The sequence below is a fragment of the Mesorhizobium zhangyense genome (assembly GCF_011045115.1).
GTDB classification, from domain to species: Bacteria; Pseudomonadota; Alphaproteobacteria; order Rhizobiales; family Rhizobiaceae; genus Mesorhizobium_M; species Mesorhizobium_M zhangyense.
Map to the genome: position 1 here is coordinate 84,873 of NZ_JAAKZG010000012.1, position 13,745 is coordinate 98,617.

At 62.1% G+C, this 13,745-nt stretch carries 12 protein-coding genes; 7 read left to right on the forward strand and 5 right to left on the reverse strand.

Going from position 1 to position 13,745, the window contains the following annotated elements:
- On the reverse strand, positions 1-765 hold the full coding sequence (locus tag G6N74_RS23040; RefSeq protein ID WP_246245895.1) for a GntR family transcriptional regulator: 765 nt from the start codon (positions 763-765) through the stop codon (positions 1-3).
- Between the two features lie 143 nt (positions 766-908).
- On the opposite strand from G6N74_RS23040, the gene kynU reads away from it, so the two are divergent.
- Positions 909-2,156 (forward strand): kynureninase, encoded by a 1,248-nt coding sequence (gene kynU, locus G6N74_RS23045; protein ID WP_165120351.1) that lies wholly within the window; start codon positions 909-911, stop codon positions 2,154-2,156.
- A gap of 2 nt (positions 2,157-2,158) precedes the next feature.
- Here the strand turns inward: kynU and G6N74_RS23050 are convergent, their stop codons facing one another.
- A complete protein-coding gene (locus tag G6N74_RS23050; RefSeq protein WP_165120352.1) occupies positions 2,159-2,341 on the reverse strand; it encodes a hypothetical protein in 183 nt (60 codons plus the stop codon).
- Positions 2,342-2,499: 158 nt separating this feature from the next.
- On the opposite strand from G6N74_RS23050, the gene G6N74_RS23055 reads away from it, so the two are divergent.
- The 3 genes from G6N74_RS23055 to copM are packed head-to-tail and all read left to right on the forward strand — an operon-like array spanning position 2,500 to position 5,862.
- A complete protein-coding gene (locus G6N74_RS23055) occupies positions 2,500-4,989 on the forward strand; it encodes a heavy metal translocating P-type ATPase (protein WP_165120353.1) in 2,490 nt (829 codons plus the stop codon).
- A 19-nt stretch (positions 4,990-5,008) separates the two neighbouring features.
- Positions 5,009-5,452, forward strand: a complete 444-nt coding sequence (gene cueR, locus G6N74_RS23060) for a Cu(I)-responsive transcriptional regulator (protein ID WP_165120354.1) — start codon at positions 5,009-5,011, stop codon at positions 5,450-5,452.
- A gap of 14 nt (positions 5,453-5,466) precedes the next feature.
- Complete coding sequence (gene copM, locus G6N74_RS23065) at positions 5,467-5,862, forward strand: CopM family metallochaperone (protein WP_165120355.1); 396 nt, start codon at positions 5,467-5,469, stop codon at positions 5,860-5,862.
- Positions 5,863-6,039: 177 nt separating this feature from the next.
- Here the strand turns inward: copM and G6N74_RS23070 are convergent, their stop codons facing one another.
- A complete protein-coding gene (locus G6N74_RS23070) occupies positions 6,040-7,206 on the reverse strand; it encodes a diphosphate--fructose-6-phosphate 1-phosphotransferase (protein WP_165120356.1) in 1,167 nt (388 codons plus the stop codon).
- A gap of 208 nt (positions 7,207-7,414) precedes the next feature.
- Here G6N74_RS23070 and gabT point away from each other — a divergent pair, with 208 nt between their 5' ends.
- A complete protein-coding gene (gabT, locus tag G6N74_RS23075; protein ID WP_165120357.1) occupies positions 7,415-8,701 on the forward strand; it encodes a 4-aminobutyrate--2-oxoglutarate transaminase in 1,287 nt (428 codons plus the stop codon).
- Between the two features lie 75 nt (positions 8,702-8,776).
- On the opposite strand, the gene G6N74_RS23080 is transcribed toward gabT, so the two are convergent.
- The gene (locus G6N74_RS23080) at positions 8,777-9,490 is read right to left on the reverse strand and encodes a L,D-transpeptidase (protein WP_165120425.1); all 714 of its coding nucleotides are present in this window, start codon (positions 9,488-9,490) and stop codon (positions 8,777-8,779) included.
- A gap of 291 nt (positions 9,491-9,781) precedes the next feature.
- Here G6N74_RS23080 and G6N74_RS31260 point away from each other — a divergent pair, with 291 nt between their 5' ends.
- Together G6N74_RS31260 and G6N74_RS23085 are read left to right on the forward strand one after the other, a co-directional pair.
- Complete coding sequence (locus G6N74_RS31260) at positions 9,782-9,907, forward strand: hypothetical protein (protein ID WP_281354028.1); 126 nt, start codon at positions 9,782-9,784, stop codon at positions 9,905-9,907.
- A 100-nt stretch (positions 9,908-10,007) separates the two neighbouring features.
- The gene (locus tag G6N74_RS23085) at positions 10,008-10,631 is read left to right on the forward strand and encodes a LysE family translocator (RefSeq protein ID WP_165120358.1); all 624 of its coding nucleotides are present in this window, start codon (positions 10,008-10,010) and stop codon (positions 10,629-10,631) included.
- Between the two features lie 66 nt (positions 10,632-10,697).
- On the opposite strand, the gene G6N74_RS23090 is transcribed toward G6N74_RS23085, so the two are convergent.
- A complete protein-coding gene (locus G6N74_RS23090) occupies positions 10,698-13,595 on the reverse strand; it encodes an autotransporter family protein (RefSeq protein ID WP_376767742.1) in 2,898 nt (965 codons plus the stop codon).
- Positions 13,596-13,745: the final 150 nt, after the last annotated feature.

Sequence of the window (13,745 nt, forward strand, 5' to 3'; positions counted from 1 at the left end):
TCACTTTGGGCGGCGGCGGCGCTTCGTGCTCGTCGGCTTTTCCTCCGACCGTGCGTAAACATCGAGCGTATAGCCGATGTGCTCGGTCATCAGCGCCTTGGCCCGCTCAATGTCGCGGTCCAATGCGGCTTCCATCAGATGCGTATGATGTTCGATGGCCGTGGCATCGCGCAGTGCGGCCAGCGCCTGTTCATGTCCATGTTCCTGCCCGGCCGCTGCCCGCAGCATCGGGGCGAGGCTGAGGAAGCGATGGTGGCGGCGCAATTGATCGGAGATCGTTTCCTGGAAACGCAGAAGCCAGGCTGACGTAGCCGCGCCAAGCAAGGCATCGTGAAATGCCTGATGCTTTTCATCCCAGTCGTCGAGTGCTGTTTCCGAAGGATTTTCGACTGCAAGTGTGCAGCGGGACAGGCGATAATGGGCGGTGATGACGGACGCTTCCCAATCGCTGCCGCCATTCCGGATCGATTCCACGAACAACGGCACCTCGATCAGCAGGCGCGCGCGGGTCAGATCTTCCAGTTCCTCCCTGGACACCTTTGCGACGGCAAAGCCGCGATTGCTGACCGCCGTTACCAGCCGCTCGGCCTCGAGCCGTGACAGGGCCTCGCGCAAGGGCGTCCAGCCGATGCTGTAGGCGATGCGCAATGCGCCGAGTTTCAGCGGCGTGCCGGGACCAAGGCGCGTCGACAATATGTCGCGACGCAAAGTGCGGTAGGCCGCTTCGGTCTTGCTGATGTGCTCGCCATCCATGGGCTGGTCCATTGGTTCTGATCGTTGCCTTATATATCATAGCTGTCGATTGCAGAAATTATATATAATATTGACAGGTGATATCGGGCTCGTATGATCCCCTGCACGATAGGCTGAAGCAGCATCCGCGCGCGAAAAAACGAGGGTTGTCGATCATGAGTGCAGTTCCCGATCATGCCGCCATAGAAGCGCGTGATGCTGCCGATCCTTTGCGCCATATGCGCGATCGTTTCGTGCTGCCGCAGGGCGTCATCTATCTCGACGGCAACTCGCTGGGTGCAGCGCCAAAGAGCGCTTTCGCCGAACTCGACAAAGCAGCGCGCGAGGAATGGGCCGACGGCCTGATCCGCAGCTGGAACCGCGCCGGCTGGTTCGAACTCGCCGAACAGCTGGGCGACAGCGTCGGTCGCCTGATCGGCGCTGCCGCCGGCGAAACGGTGGTTTGCGACACCACCTCGGTCAATATCTACAAGGCACTTCACGCCGCGCTCTGGCTGCGGCCGGAGCGCTCGGTGATCGTTGCCGAAGGCGGCAGTTTCCCGACCGACATCTACATGGCCGAAGGTGTCGCCGCGACGCGGCCGGGTGTCACCATCCGCCTCGAAGGCGTCGATGCACCGGCGATCGAGGATTTGATAGACGAGCAGGTTGCCGTGGTTCTGGTAAATCACGTGAACTACAAGAGCGGTGAGCTGTGCGACATGGCAGCGCTCACCCGCAAGGCGCATGAAGCAGGCGCGGTTATCATCTGGGACCTGTGCCATAGCGCCGGCGCGCTGCCGGTCGATCTTGACGGTGCCAATGCGGATTTCGCCGTTGGCTGCACTTATAAATATCTCAATGGCGGCCCCGGTGCGCCGGCGTTCATCTATGCGGCCAAGCGTCATCACGAACATATCCGCCAGCCGCTGACCGGCTGGTGGGGTCATGCCAAGCCCTTTGCCTTCGAGCAGGGCTATCAGGCCGGCTCGGGCATTCGACGCTTTCTATGCGGTACGCAGCCGATCCTGTCTTTGCGAGCCTTGAAGGGCGCGCTCGATGTTTGGGACGATGTCGATATGACGCTTCTGCGCCAGAAGAGCATCGCGCTGACTGACCTGTTCATCGAACTGGTGGAGGCACGCTGCAGCGAATATGGCGTTACGCTGGTCGGGCCGCGGGAAGGCGCACGGCGCGGCAGCCAGGTGTCGTTTGCGCACCAGAATGCCTATGAGATCATGCAGGCGCTGATCGATCGCGGTGTCATCGGCGATTTCCGTGCGCCCAATGTCATGCGCTTCGGCTTCACGCCGCTCTATGTCGGCTATCGCGATGTTTGGGATGCGGTGGCGATCCTGCACGATATCCTGAAGACCGGCAGCTGGAAGCAGGAGCGCTTCGCGGTTCGCGCAGCCGTCACCTGATCTCAGGCATTCGCCGTTTTAGCGCGCCTGTCCCCGGAGGCTTCGATACCTTTTTCGAAGCTCTGGATGTGCTTTTCAAGTTCCGTGTTGTTCATGAAGGCGGTCAGGGTTGTGATGTCCTTGCCCCTATAAAGATCATGTACTTGCGCTGATTTCAGGCGAGCCAAAAGCTCGACGCGTTTCATTGCGAATCCTTTCTCTCATTGATTTGGGTGGATTCTCTGAAGGGGTAACTTCACCCCTTTGTCAATCGTTCCGAAATAAAAGGAATAGGCCTTGACCTTCCAGTTGCTGGAAGCCTTACGTTCAGTTCCTACATAAGACCGGCATGGGAATTGAAGTCATGGATCATCATCACGAACACGCAAATTGCTGCGGCGCGCATGGCGGAAACGCTGCCGCCGAGGTCGTTCGTGATCCGGTCTGCGGCATGACCGTCGATCCGGCGGCGGGAAAGCCGACGGCGCAATATGGCGGGCACGTCTATCATTTCTGCAGCGCCTCCTGCCGCGAGAAGTTCACCAAGGCCCCCGATGCCTATCTCGAAGCCGTCGATCCTGTCTGCGGCATGAAGGTCAGCCGTGCAACGGCCAAGCATTTTGCCCGCCACGAAGGGCAGGGCTTCTACTTCTGCTCGGCGGGTTGCAAGACGAAGTTCGAGGCTGAGCCGGCAAAATATCTGGGCGACCGCCCGGCGCCGCAGGCGATGCCGAAGGGTACGCAATATACCTGCCCGATGCATCCTGAGATCGTCCGTGACAAGCCCGGTTCCTGCCCGAAATGCGGCATGGCGCTGGAGCCGATGGGCGTTCCTACAGGTGACGAGGGGCCGAACCCCGAGCTTGTCGATTTCACGCATCGTTTCTGGGTCAGTGCCGCGCTCTCGATCCCGCTTCTGATCCTGACTATGGGGCCGATGGTTGGCCTGCCGGTGCGCGACTGGTTCGGCGAAAAGCTTGCGGTCTGGATCGAGCTCGCGCTGGCCACGCCGGTCGTGTTGTGGGCGGCGCTGCCCTTCTTCCATCGCGGTTGGGAATCGATCGTCAATCGCAGCCCGAACATGTGGACGCTGATCTCGCTCGGCGTTGGCGCGGCCTATCTCTACAGTGTCGTGGCGACGCTGTTTCCCGATGCGTTCCCGCACACATTCCGGGGTCACGGTGGGGCGGTTCCCGTCTATTTCGAGGCGGCGGCCGTCATCATCGCGCTGGTGTTTCTTGGTCAGGTGCTTGAGCTGAAGGCGCGCGAGCGCACCGGTTCTGCCATCAGGGCGCTGCTCGACCTTGCGCCGAAGACCGCACGATTGATCCATGCCGACGGGTCGGAAGCCGACGTGCCGCTGGAAGAGGTCAAGACCGGCGACCGGCTGCGTGTCCGGCCGGGCGACAGCGTTCCTGTCGACGGGTCTGTGCTCGAGGGCCGTTCCTCGATCGATGAATCGATGATCACCGGTGAGGCCGTGCCGCTCGAAAAGACCACCGGCGACCGCGTTACCGGCGGCACGATCAACAAGAATGGCTCGCTGATCATCAAGGCCGAAAAGGTCGGCGCGGACACGGTGCTTTCGCAGATCGTTGAGCTGGTCGCCAAGGCGCAGCGTTCGCGTGCGCCGATCCAGGGGTTGGCCGATCGCGTCGCCTATTATTTCGTGCCGGCGGTGGTGCTGGTGGCGATCGCCGCCTTCATAGTGTGGGCGCTGTTCGGGCCGGAGCCGAGCATGATCTTCGCCATCGTCTCGGCGGTTTCGGTGCTGATCATTGCTTGTCCCTGTGCGCTCGGGCTTGCCACACCCATGTCGATCATGACCGCGACGGGCAGAGGCGCGCATGCCGGCGTGCTGATCAAGGATGCGGAAGCGCTGGAGCGTTTCGCCGGCGTGGACACACTGATCGTCGACAAGACCGGCACACTGACCGAAGGCAGACCGGTGCTGACCGATGTGGTCACGGTGAATGGTTTCGCCGAGGACGAACTGCTGGCGCTTGCCGCGACGCTGGAAAAAGGCTCCGAGCATCCGCTGGCTGACGCGATCGTTGAAGGTGCCAAGACGCGCGGCGTGAAACTGCTTGAGGCCAAGGATTTCGAGGCGGTGACGGGCAAGGGTGTCCGGGGCGTCGTTGGCGCAAAGCATGTCGTGCTCGGCAATGCCGCGATGCTGAAAGAGATCAAGGTCAACGCTGGCGAATTGAGTGCCAAGGCGGATGCACTCCGGGCCGACGGCAAGACGGCGATGTTCGTCGCCGTCGATGGCAAGCTTGCCGGCATCGTCGCTGTCGCCGATCCGATCAAGAAGACCACGGTCGAGGCGATCAAGGCGCTGCATGAAAGCGGGCTGAAGATCATCATGGCCACCGGCGACAATGAGCGCACGGCCAAAGCGGTCGCCGCCAAGCTCGGCATCGATGAGGTTCGCGCCGATGTCCTGCCGGAAGGCAAGAAAGCGCTGGTAGACGAACTGCGCGCCAAGGGTGCCAGGATCGCCATGGCCGGCGATGGCGTCAACGACGCGCCGGCGCTTGCGGCTGCCGATGTCGGCATTGCCATGGGAACCGGGGCCGACGTCGCCGTGGAAAGTGCGGGTATCACGCTGGTGAAGGGTGATCTCAACGGCATCGTGCGGGCCCGCACGCTGGCGCAGGCGACGATCCGCAACATCAAGCAGAACCTGTTCTTCGCCTTCATCTACAATCTGCTCGGCGTGCCGGTGGCGGCGGGCGTGCTCTATCCGATCTTCGGGATGTTGCTGTCGCCAATGCTGGCCGCTGCCGCGATGAGCCTGTCGTCGGTGTCGGTGATTGCCAATGCGCTGCGGCTCAGGACGCTGAAGCTTTGAATTTCTGGAGACGAGAACCATGAATATCGGTGACGCATCCGACCGCTCCGGCCTTCCGGCCAAGACGATCCGCTATTACGAGGATATCGGGCTGCTCAAGCCCGGCCGCGCCGAAAACGGCTACCGCGACTATTCATCGAGCGATGTGCATCGACTGAAATTCCTGCAGCGTTCGCGCAGCCTCGGTTTCTCGGTCGAGGAATGCCGCCAGCTTCTGTCGCTTTATGGCGATACAGCCCGCGAGAGCGCGGATGTGAAGGCTATGGCCGAGGTCAAGCTCGGCGAAGTCGACCGCAAGATTGCCGAACTCATCGAGCTTCGTGGTGTGCTGCAGCACCTCGTCCACAATTGCCACGGCGATGCGCGGCCCGATTGCCCGATACTCGACGATCTTTCCGGCAAAGCACCGCGCGATCCTTCGCCTGCCGAGGCGGCGGAACATTCATCCCCTTCCAAGCACTGAAACAGGAGATTTCCATGACTTCACAACGCAAGCTCGTAGCGCTTTCGGCTGCCCTTTTGCTGGGTGCCGGCATAGCCGGGGCCGCACTCGCGCAGACTGACCATAGCGGCCATAATATGAGCGGCATGGCGGCTACCGCCGGGGCGGAGACGCCCGCGGCCAAGGGCTATATAAAGGCGATGGACGCGATGCACGAGGCGATGGGCTCGGTGGATTATACGGGCGATCCCGACATCGATTTCGCGCGCGGCATGATCCCGCATCACCAGGCTGCCATAGACATGGCCAAGGTTCAGCTCGAATACGGCAAGGACCCGGAAATCCGCAAGCTTTCCGAAGACATCATCAAGGCGCAAGAAGGCGAGATCAAGCAGCTCAACGAATGGCTGGCGGCACATCCGGCGAAGTGAGTGGTCTTTAGACGGTTCCGGTCTTGATGGAAACAGCCCTCACCCTTACCCTCTCCCCGTGAAGAACGGGGAGAGGGGGTCGCCAGCGTTGCGGCCAGCCTCCTTCTCCCCGTCACTATACGGGGAGAAGGTCGCGGCAGCGGGATGAGGGGCAATTCTGCCTGAGGTGGAAACGATCTAAACGAAGGGCTTGCCGACCTGATACTTCCCCGGCACCAGCCGGTTCAGATAGGCGATACCCTTGTCGGAAAGCTCGTTGATATCCGGCTTCAGGAAATCGTCGGGCATGTGGCGGGTCTTGCCCGCCACGGCTGAAAGCGGAACCAGCTTCATCACCGTCTTGTTGCCGTCGAACTGGAGGGCGACCGAACCGCCGCCCTGTGCTGCGGCTTCCACGGCAAACGCACCGGCGTTGAACGCCTCGTGAGAGTCGGTGTCGTTGATCGCGCCGATATAGCCGCGCGGCATGTAGCCCAGTGCATCGACACGGGCCCGCGTTCCGGGCAGGCCGTCGCGCAGCGCATGCTCGAAGGCGAGGCCGAGATCGCCGCCGGACAGTTTCAGATTGCCATGGGCGTCGCGCTCGAGGCGATCGGGCGGCACAATGCTTTCCACCAGTGATTTGCCATCCGCCGTGCTCACGCCTTCGGAGACGGCAACGATGCAGCGCTTGTAGCGGCCGAGCGTGGCGCGGACGTCATTGATGAAGCGCGGCACTGAAAAAGCCCGCTCCGGCACGTAGAGAAGATGCGGGCCGCTGTCCTCGTCATCGCGCCAGGCAGCGGCAGCGGCGGTCAGGAAGCCGGCGTGACGGCCCATGACGATGCCGACATAGACACCGGGCAAAGCGCGGAAATCGAGATCGACGCTCAGAAACGCGCCGGCGACGAATTCGCCGGCGGAAATGAAACCCGGCGTGTGGTCGTTCTCGACGAGGTCGTTGTCGATCGTCTTGGGTGCATGGACGAAGGCGATCGAGCCGCCCGAAGCATCGGCCAGTATCTGCTGCGTGCCCGCCGTATCGTTGCCGCCGATATAGATGAAGGCGTCCGCGCCTACCTTTTTCAGGCCGGCAAACACGAGCTCGCAATAGGCCGCATCCGGTTTGTCGCGAGTGCTGCCGAGGGCGGCGCCCGGCGTCGTGCCAACGCGGCGCAACTGTTCTTCCGGTACGTCGGAGAGTTCGACGTAGTCGCCATCACGAATGCCGCGCACGCCGTGACGGGCGCCCAGAATCCGGGCATCCGGGTGGCGTTTCTGGATTTCGATGACCGCTCCCACCATGGTCTGGTTGATGACCGCCGTAGGTCCGCCGCCTTGAGCGATCACGAATGTTGCAGCCATCCAGGTATTCCTCTCGAATTGTTTGCGGCATGATTGCGCGCTTGCCGGTTTGGCGCAACATGCTTGGCACAAAAGCGGGTATTATCCGATCGATTGCGGCTCCCTCGCTGGAACCATGCAATCTTTCGCGCTGGCTGCATGGAGTACCGTTGCCGCCGGCATGCTGCATCGAATAGATGGGCGGAACGATTTTTGAATGAGGAATGTCATGACAAGCAATGCTTCTCTCCAGTCCCGCCGGGTCGCGGCGATACCGCGCGGCGTGGCGACGGCCTATCCGGTATTCGCAAAGCGCGCCGAAGGATCCGAGATCTGGGATGTCGATGACAAGCGCTATGTCGATTTCGGCGGCGGCATCGCCGTGCTCAACACCGGCCATCGCCATCCGAAGGTCATTGCCGCCGTGCGCGAGCAGCTTGACGCCTTCACGCATACGGCCTTCCAGATCGTGCCTTACGAGCCCTATATCGAGCTCTGCGAGAAGCTGAACGCGCTGGCTCCTTTCAAGGGCGAAGCCAAGAGCATCCTGTTTTCGACCGGCGCGGAAGCCGTCGAGAACGCGGTCAAGATCGCACGTGCTGCCACCGGGCGCACCAATGTGATTGCCTTCACCGGCGCTTTCCACGGCCGCACGCTGATGACCAGCGCGCTCACCGGCAAGGTCGCGCCCTACAAGAAGAAGTTCGGACCGATGCCCGGCGGCATCTGGCATGTGCCGTTCCCCGTTTCGCAGCTCGGCACGACGGTGGCCGACACATTGAAGGCAATCGAGTATCTGTTCCGTGCAGATGTGGACCCGGTGAACGTCGCCGCCTTCATCATCGAGCCGGTTCAGGGCGAGGGCGGTTTCCATCCCGCGCCGACCGAGCTTCTGGAAGCGCTGCGCAAGCTCTGCGACCAGCATGGCATCCTTTTGATCGCCGATGAGGTCCAGACCGGCTTTGCCCGCACCGGCAAGATGTTCGGCATCGAAAACAGCGGCGTCGAGCCGGACCTGCTGACGATCGCGAAATCGCTTGCCGGCGGCTTCCCGCTTTCGGGCGTCATCGGCCGCGCCGAGATCATGGATGCCGCCGAGCCCGGCGGTCTTGGCGGCACCTATGCCGGCAGCCCCATTGCGTGTGCGGCAGCGCTGGCCGTGCTCGACGTGATTGCCGAGGAAAAGCTGATCGATCGCGCCAATTCACTCGGCGATCGCATCAAGGGCGAACTGGCCCGCTTTGCCCGGCGCAACGACACGGTGGCGATGTCAGCCATCCGCGGACCGGGCGCGATGGTCGCGTTCGATATCGTGAAGGGCCGCGGAAGCGAGGAGCCCGACGCCGACGCGACGAAGCGCGTGACAACGGCAGCACTTGCCGAAGGTCTGGTGCTTCTCTCCTGCGGCGTGAACGCCAACACGATCCGCATCCTCATGCCGCTGACGATCTCCGACGAGATCCTCGCCGAGGGCCTGGGCAAGCTTGAAAAGGCGCTGGTCGCAGCCAACGCCTGAGATCGGTTTACTTAAAGCAGAAACGCCGGCGGTCATCACCGCCGGCGTTTCTGTTTCTGAGGATCAGAGAAGGGGTCAGACGACCACGATCGGTGTCTTGGTCGGTACGCGATTGTAAAGGTCGATGACATCCTGATTAATCATGCGCACGCAGCCGGACGATACGGCCGTGCCGATCGACCACCATTCCGGCGAGCCATGGACGCGGAACAGCGTGTCGTTGCCGTCCTTGAAGATGTAGAGCGCGCGCGCGCCGAGCGGGTTGGTCAGGCCGCCGGGCTGGCCGCCGCGGAATTTTTCCAGCTCCGGGCGTCGTCCGATCATCTCCGACGGCGGCGTCCAGGTCGGCCACTCCTTCTTGTACTGGATGTTGGCACGGCCGTTCCAGACGAAGCCGTCCTTGCCGATGCCGACGCCGTAGCGGATGGCGTCGCCGCCCGGCTGCACGAGATAAAGGAAGCGCTCCTGCAGGTGCACGACGATCGTGCCTGGCTGCTCGCCGGTTGGGTCGACGACGATCTGCCGGCGGAATTTCGGGTTGATCTTGGCGAAGGGGATTTCCGGTAGCGTGTTGCCGCTGTCGGTGAAGGAGGCATACATCAGCTCCGGGCGCGTCACCTGCTTGTCGACGCTGATGCGCGGCCGGATGGAACCGGTGGTGACATTGTCGAGCTGGAGCGCGGACATATCCACGCTGCGCGAGCAGCCGGCAGTTCCAAGGAGTGCAGCCGAGCCAAGCCCGATCAGGGCCGCTCGCCGCGAAATGAGGCCGGGTTCGTCGGAAGGCATGGATTTCGGCAAGGCTGGATTTTGCGACACGGGCACGTTTCCACGGTTGAACACACACGCTCTGGGATTCGCGAAACCCTGCGATCAAAGCCGTTAGCATTTTCATCAATCGTGGTTGATAAATCGTGAATCGCATTTCCGCCTGACTTTGCAAGGACTTGCCGACGCGCGCCTGGAACGGGACCGCCAAAATGCCTCAATGAAGGGTTGCAAGACGCAACAACACCTTCGTTGCGTCACAATCTCGACCGGACCCGTTTCTAGGTTCGCCGCCTGTGCTGCGAGGGAATCATGAGCGTGACATTCAAGACGGATCTGGCGTTGTTTTTCGGAACGATCATTGCAACCGCGATGGTGCTTGGCGCCAATGTCAGCGCTGCCGATATCGTGGCTGCGATTGCGCGGGCGTTCTCATGAAAACCCGGCCCAAGGACGATCTTTTCGCGTCCAAAATTTCCCCCTTTACTTCATCGCGATGGCAAGGATTTATACTCTCCTTTGAGCACAGGAGAGTTCCATGCCGTTTGAAACCTGGGCAGCCTTCGCGGCCGCGTCAGCAGTTCTTCTAATCATTCCCGGTCCCACCATTCTCCTGGTGGTTTCCTACGCGCTCGGCCAGGGCTGGCGCACCGCATTTCCGATGGCGGTCGGTGTCGCGCTCGGCGACTTCACCGCCATGACGCTTTCCATGCTCGGCATCGGTGCGTTGCTGGCCGCATCCGCCACGGTCTTCACCATCCTCAAATGGATCGGGGCGGCCTATCTGGTCTATCTCGGCATAAAGCTGTTTCGCGCCGGCGGAACGCTCAACGCCGAACCGCGCACGGACGCCGCATCCGCTGCGAAGATGATGGGCCATGCCTGGCTGGTGACGGCGCTGAACCCGAAGAGCATCACCTTCTTCGTGGCGTTCCTGCCGCAGTTTCTTGACCACAACGCCGATTTCCTGACGCAGATGCTGATCTTCGAGACGACTTTCCTGGCGCTCGCTTTCGCCAATGCGTTCGGCTACGCGCTGGTGGCTGCGCGGGCGCGCAATCTCGTCCGCAATCCAAAGGCGATCGGCATCTTCAACAAGACCGGCGGCACGCTGCTTGTCGGCGCGGGTATCGCGACTGTTGCTGTCAGGTCCGGTAGTTAGCATTTCATAGTTCGGGATAAAAAAGAGGCGGGCAATGCCCGCCTCTTTGCTTTCATGCGTTCGGCCTCACCACTTCACGCTGAGGCCGATATTGCCCTCGAAGACCCGCGTCTTCTCGCCACCGAGATTGGTCGTGTAGTCGGCGGTGGCAAACAGGCTGACCGTGTCGGTGAGCTTGGCGACGACACCGCCGCCGAGCTCAAGAGCGGTTCCCTTGCGCTCGGTCGAAATAGCGTCCGAGCCGAAGGTGACCGTGTCGGTGCTCTTGAAGTCGTGCCAGAGATTGGCCTTCAGATAGGGCTGCAGCTTCATGTCGCCGAAAGGCATTTCGCCTTGCAGACGCACGCCGAGGCGGCCGGTGGCACCGCTGCCCGGATCGAAGGAGACGGTGGAGAACCGGTCCTGCTGATCGTCGAACGACAAGTGCTGCCAGATGATCTGGGCCTGCGGCTCGATCGTCCAGGTGCCGGTCAGGGCGATCGGGTAGCCGCCTTCGAGGGAGACGGCAACGCCGCTTCCATCGATGTCGACGCCGACATTGCGATCCGAGGTCGCATCGCCGCTGAACCAGGTGCCCATGACGATGCCGTCGAGATACCAGCCGGTCGGGCCGATATGCGTCCAGTAGGCACCGACACTGGTCCCGTCGAGATTGAGCTTGCCAACGGCCAGATCGTTCCAGCCGAGTGCCTGGCCGCGAATGTCGCCGTCCATGCTCGAGTGAGCGACGAACAGGCCGGCACGATCGCGATGGCCTGACGAGCTCTCCCAGCCGAACAGGTCCGCGCCGGCCTGGAAGCCGAGCAAATGGCCGTCGAAGGTCGGGGATACCGTTCCGGACCATTTGGTCTCGTTGTCCTGTCCGAAGACACGGCCCCAGACCACCGGCAGGAAGTCCACGCCCTGCAATAGGGCCTGCTCACCGCGGCGTTCGTGGAACGTGCCGAGATTGGCAAGGCCAAGCTCATAGGCAACCGGAGGCAGGACCGAATAGGTCGGCACCTCGATGCGATAGAGCGGAATGACCTCGGCAATGACCGGTGTTGCTCCCGGCGTTGGCGGCACCGGTTGAACAGGCGGCGGCAACGGCTCGGGGCCGGTGTTGATCGGTGTCGGCACTGGTACAGGTGCCGGCTCCGTCGGCGGCGTCGGTGGTGCCGGCGGCGGATCGATCGGTGGTGCCGGTGGCGCTGGCGGAGGAGCCACGGGTGCCGGGTCGGTAGGCTGCACCGGTGGTGCCGGATCAACAGGATCAGGATTGCTCGGAGTGGGCTCCGGCGGCACCGGCGGCGGTGGCGTTACCTGAGGCGGCGGTGCCGGTAGCGTCGGTTCCGGCTCTACCGGCTGTGTAGCTGGGTCCGGCTCCGACGGAGTTGGCTCGAGCGGAGGCGGAGCAGGTGCTGGCTCCGGCGGCGGCGGTGCCGGTGGGTTTGGTTCCTCGGGTGTCGGTGGCGGTGGAGGAGGCGCGACCAGCGTCGAGCGCAGATACCAGTTTTCGCTGGTGCCGTCGGACACGCCGCCCTTGAACAGGAGGTACTCAAAGGCGCCGGCAGCGACAGGCCCGTTGAGCGAGAAAGAACCGCTGGCGCTGGTTGCGCCATTGACCGCCTCGACGACCTGGATCCCGTCCTGCGTTGTGGACGCCCCAGCACCGCCAGCATTGACAATGCTGATGCTTGTTGTGCCAGACGCGGTGCCATCGGAAATCACCAGCTTGTCGGAAGCGGATGCATCATCGCCAAGAACGGTGTCGAGCAGCAGCAAACCGCCATCGCCGGTATAATTGCCGCCTATGGTGAAGGTGTCGCTGGTGCCGCCGCCATTATTGGTCAGGTCGATGCGTCCGGAATTGACGACGCTGGCAAGCTGACCGGCAGTGAAGGCGCTGACGCCGCTGTTGAAACCGCCGCCATAGAGCGTGCTCGTCGCATCGACGCTGAGCGTTCCGGTGCCGGTTCCGCTGTCGCCGAGCTTCAGCTGTCCGTCGAAGGTCAGCTGCGTGTCGTTGGTGGCCGCGATGCTTTCCCAGCTCTGGAAGCGGGCGACGCCAGGTGTCAGGACGTGATTGAGGGTCAGGCTGTCGGTTCCGAGGCCGCCTGTGATGGCCGTCGTTGCCCCGAGATTGGCATTGGTGAGGTCTTTCAGCGTCGCGGTGTCGTTGTCTCCTCCCAGATCCACCGTGCCGTAGATGATGCCGCCGCCGTCCCAGGTGAAGGTGTCGGAGCCAAAGCTCATCAGCACGTCGCCGCCGATGCTGCCGCCGGTGACGGTCACGCTGTCATTGCCGCCGCTGACGCTGATATTGCCGCCAATCGTTCCACCGGAGATGATGACGGTGTCCTGATCGAAGCCCGTAACCAGATTGCGGTCGATCGTGCCGCCCGACATGTTGAAGTAGTTCTTGTCGAGCTTCATGTTGACGCGGCCGATGCGGCCGCCGGTCATGATGGCGCGGTCGCCATCATCGAAGAAGTCAACGATGCGGCCATCAGACATGAAGAACGTATCCAGCGCGTCGCCCTGGTTGAGCGACTGGATGACGCCACCCGTCATCTGGAAATCGTCGATGCCGCCGCCTTGCTGAACATTGCCCGTGACGGCGCCGCCGTTGATGATGAAACTGTCAGCGCCACCGCCCTGGTCGACCGTGCCGGTGATCGTTCCGGAATTCATCTCGATGCGGTCGGCGCCGTCGCCGAAGGCCACGTTGCCGTTAAGATTTCCTGTGCCGGCGTCCGGAAACTGCAACGTGTTGTTGCCGAGAAGGTCCGTCAGGCCGCCGGGAGATATGCCGCTGTCGCAGATGAAAGTGTCATTGCCGGCTGTCGGGACGAACGTGCAGGCGGCCATGGCCGGTGCTGCCTGAAGGAATGCTATACCGATCGATGTAGAGGCCAGAAGTCCGAGGCGGCGCTTTCTGCCCCTCGTACGAGAAACAGAATCCCAAGCCGATATTCCCGGCATCGGGTCGTCCAAGGTGAAGTGCCGCATCACCGTCTCCAAATGCAATATTGTTATAGATCAGAAGAGCTCAATCAGAATCCCCATGCCTCAACCCCGCCGCATTAAAGCCATAATCCAGCAATGAAGGCAACCGTACCGTGTACGGCGAAA

Bases quoted from the DNA above. Each gene is read 5' to 3' on its own strand.
- G6N74_RS23080 (WP_165120425.1), bottom strand. From the start codon at position 9,490: ATGCCTTCCGACGAACCCGGCCTCATTTCGCGGCGAGCGGCCCTGATC.
- G6N74_RS23070 (WP_165120356.1), bottom strand. From the start codon at position 7,206: ATGGCTGCAACATTCGTGATCGCTCAAGGCGGCGGACCTACGGCGGTC.
- G6N74_RS23085 (WP_165120358.1), top strand. From the start codon at position 10,008: ATGCCGTTTGAAACCTGGGCAGCCTTCGCGGCCGCGTCAGCAGTTCTT.
- G6N74_RS23040 (WP_246245895.1), bottom strand. From the start codon at position 765: ATGGACCAGCCCATGGATGGCGAGCACATCAGCAAGACCGAAGCGGCC.
- G6N74_RS31260 (WP_281354028.1), top strand. From the start codon at position 9,782: ATGAGCGTGACATTCAAGACGGATCTGGCGTTGTTTTTCGGAACGATC.
- G6N74_RS23090 (WP_376767742.1), bottom strand. From the start codon at position 13,595: ATGCCGGGAATATCGGCTTGGGATTCTGTTTCTCGTACGAGGGGCAGA.
- kynU (WP_165120351.1), top strand. From the start codon at position 909: ATGAGTGCAGTTCCCGATCATGCCGCCATAGAAGCGCGTGATGCTGCC.
- copM (WP_165120355.1), top strand. From the start codon at position 5,467: ATGACTTCACAACGCAAGCTCGTAGCGCTTTCGGCTGCCCTTTTGCTG.
- G6N74_RS23055 (WP_165120353.1), top strand. From the start codon at position 2,500: ATGGATCATCATCACGAACACGCAAATTGCTGCGGCGCGCATGGCGGA.
- gabT (WP_165120357.1), top strand. From the start codon at position 7,415: ATGACAAGCAATGCTTCTCTCCAGTCCCGCCGGGTCGCGGCGATACCG.
- G6N74_RS23050 (WP_165120352.1), bottom strand. From the start codon at position 2,341: ATGAAACGCGTCGAGCTTTTGGCTCGCCTGAAATCAGCGCAAGTACAT.
- cueR (WP_165120354.1), top strand. From the start codon at position 5,009: ATGAATATCGGTGACGCATCCGACCGCTCCGGCCTTCCGGCCAAGACG.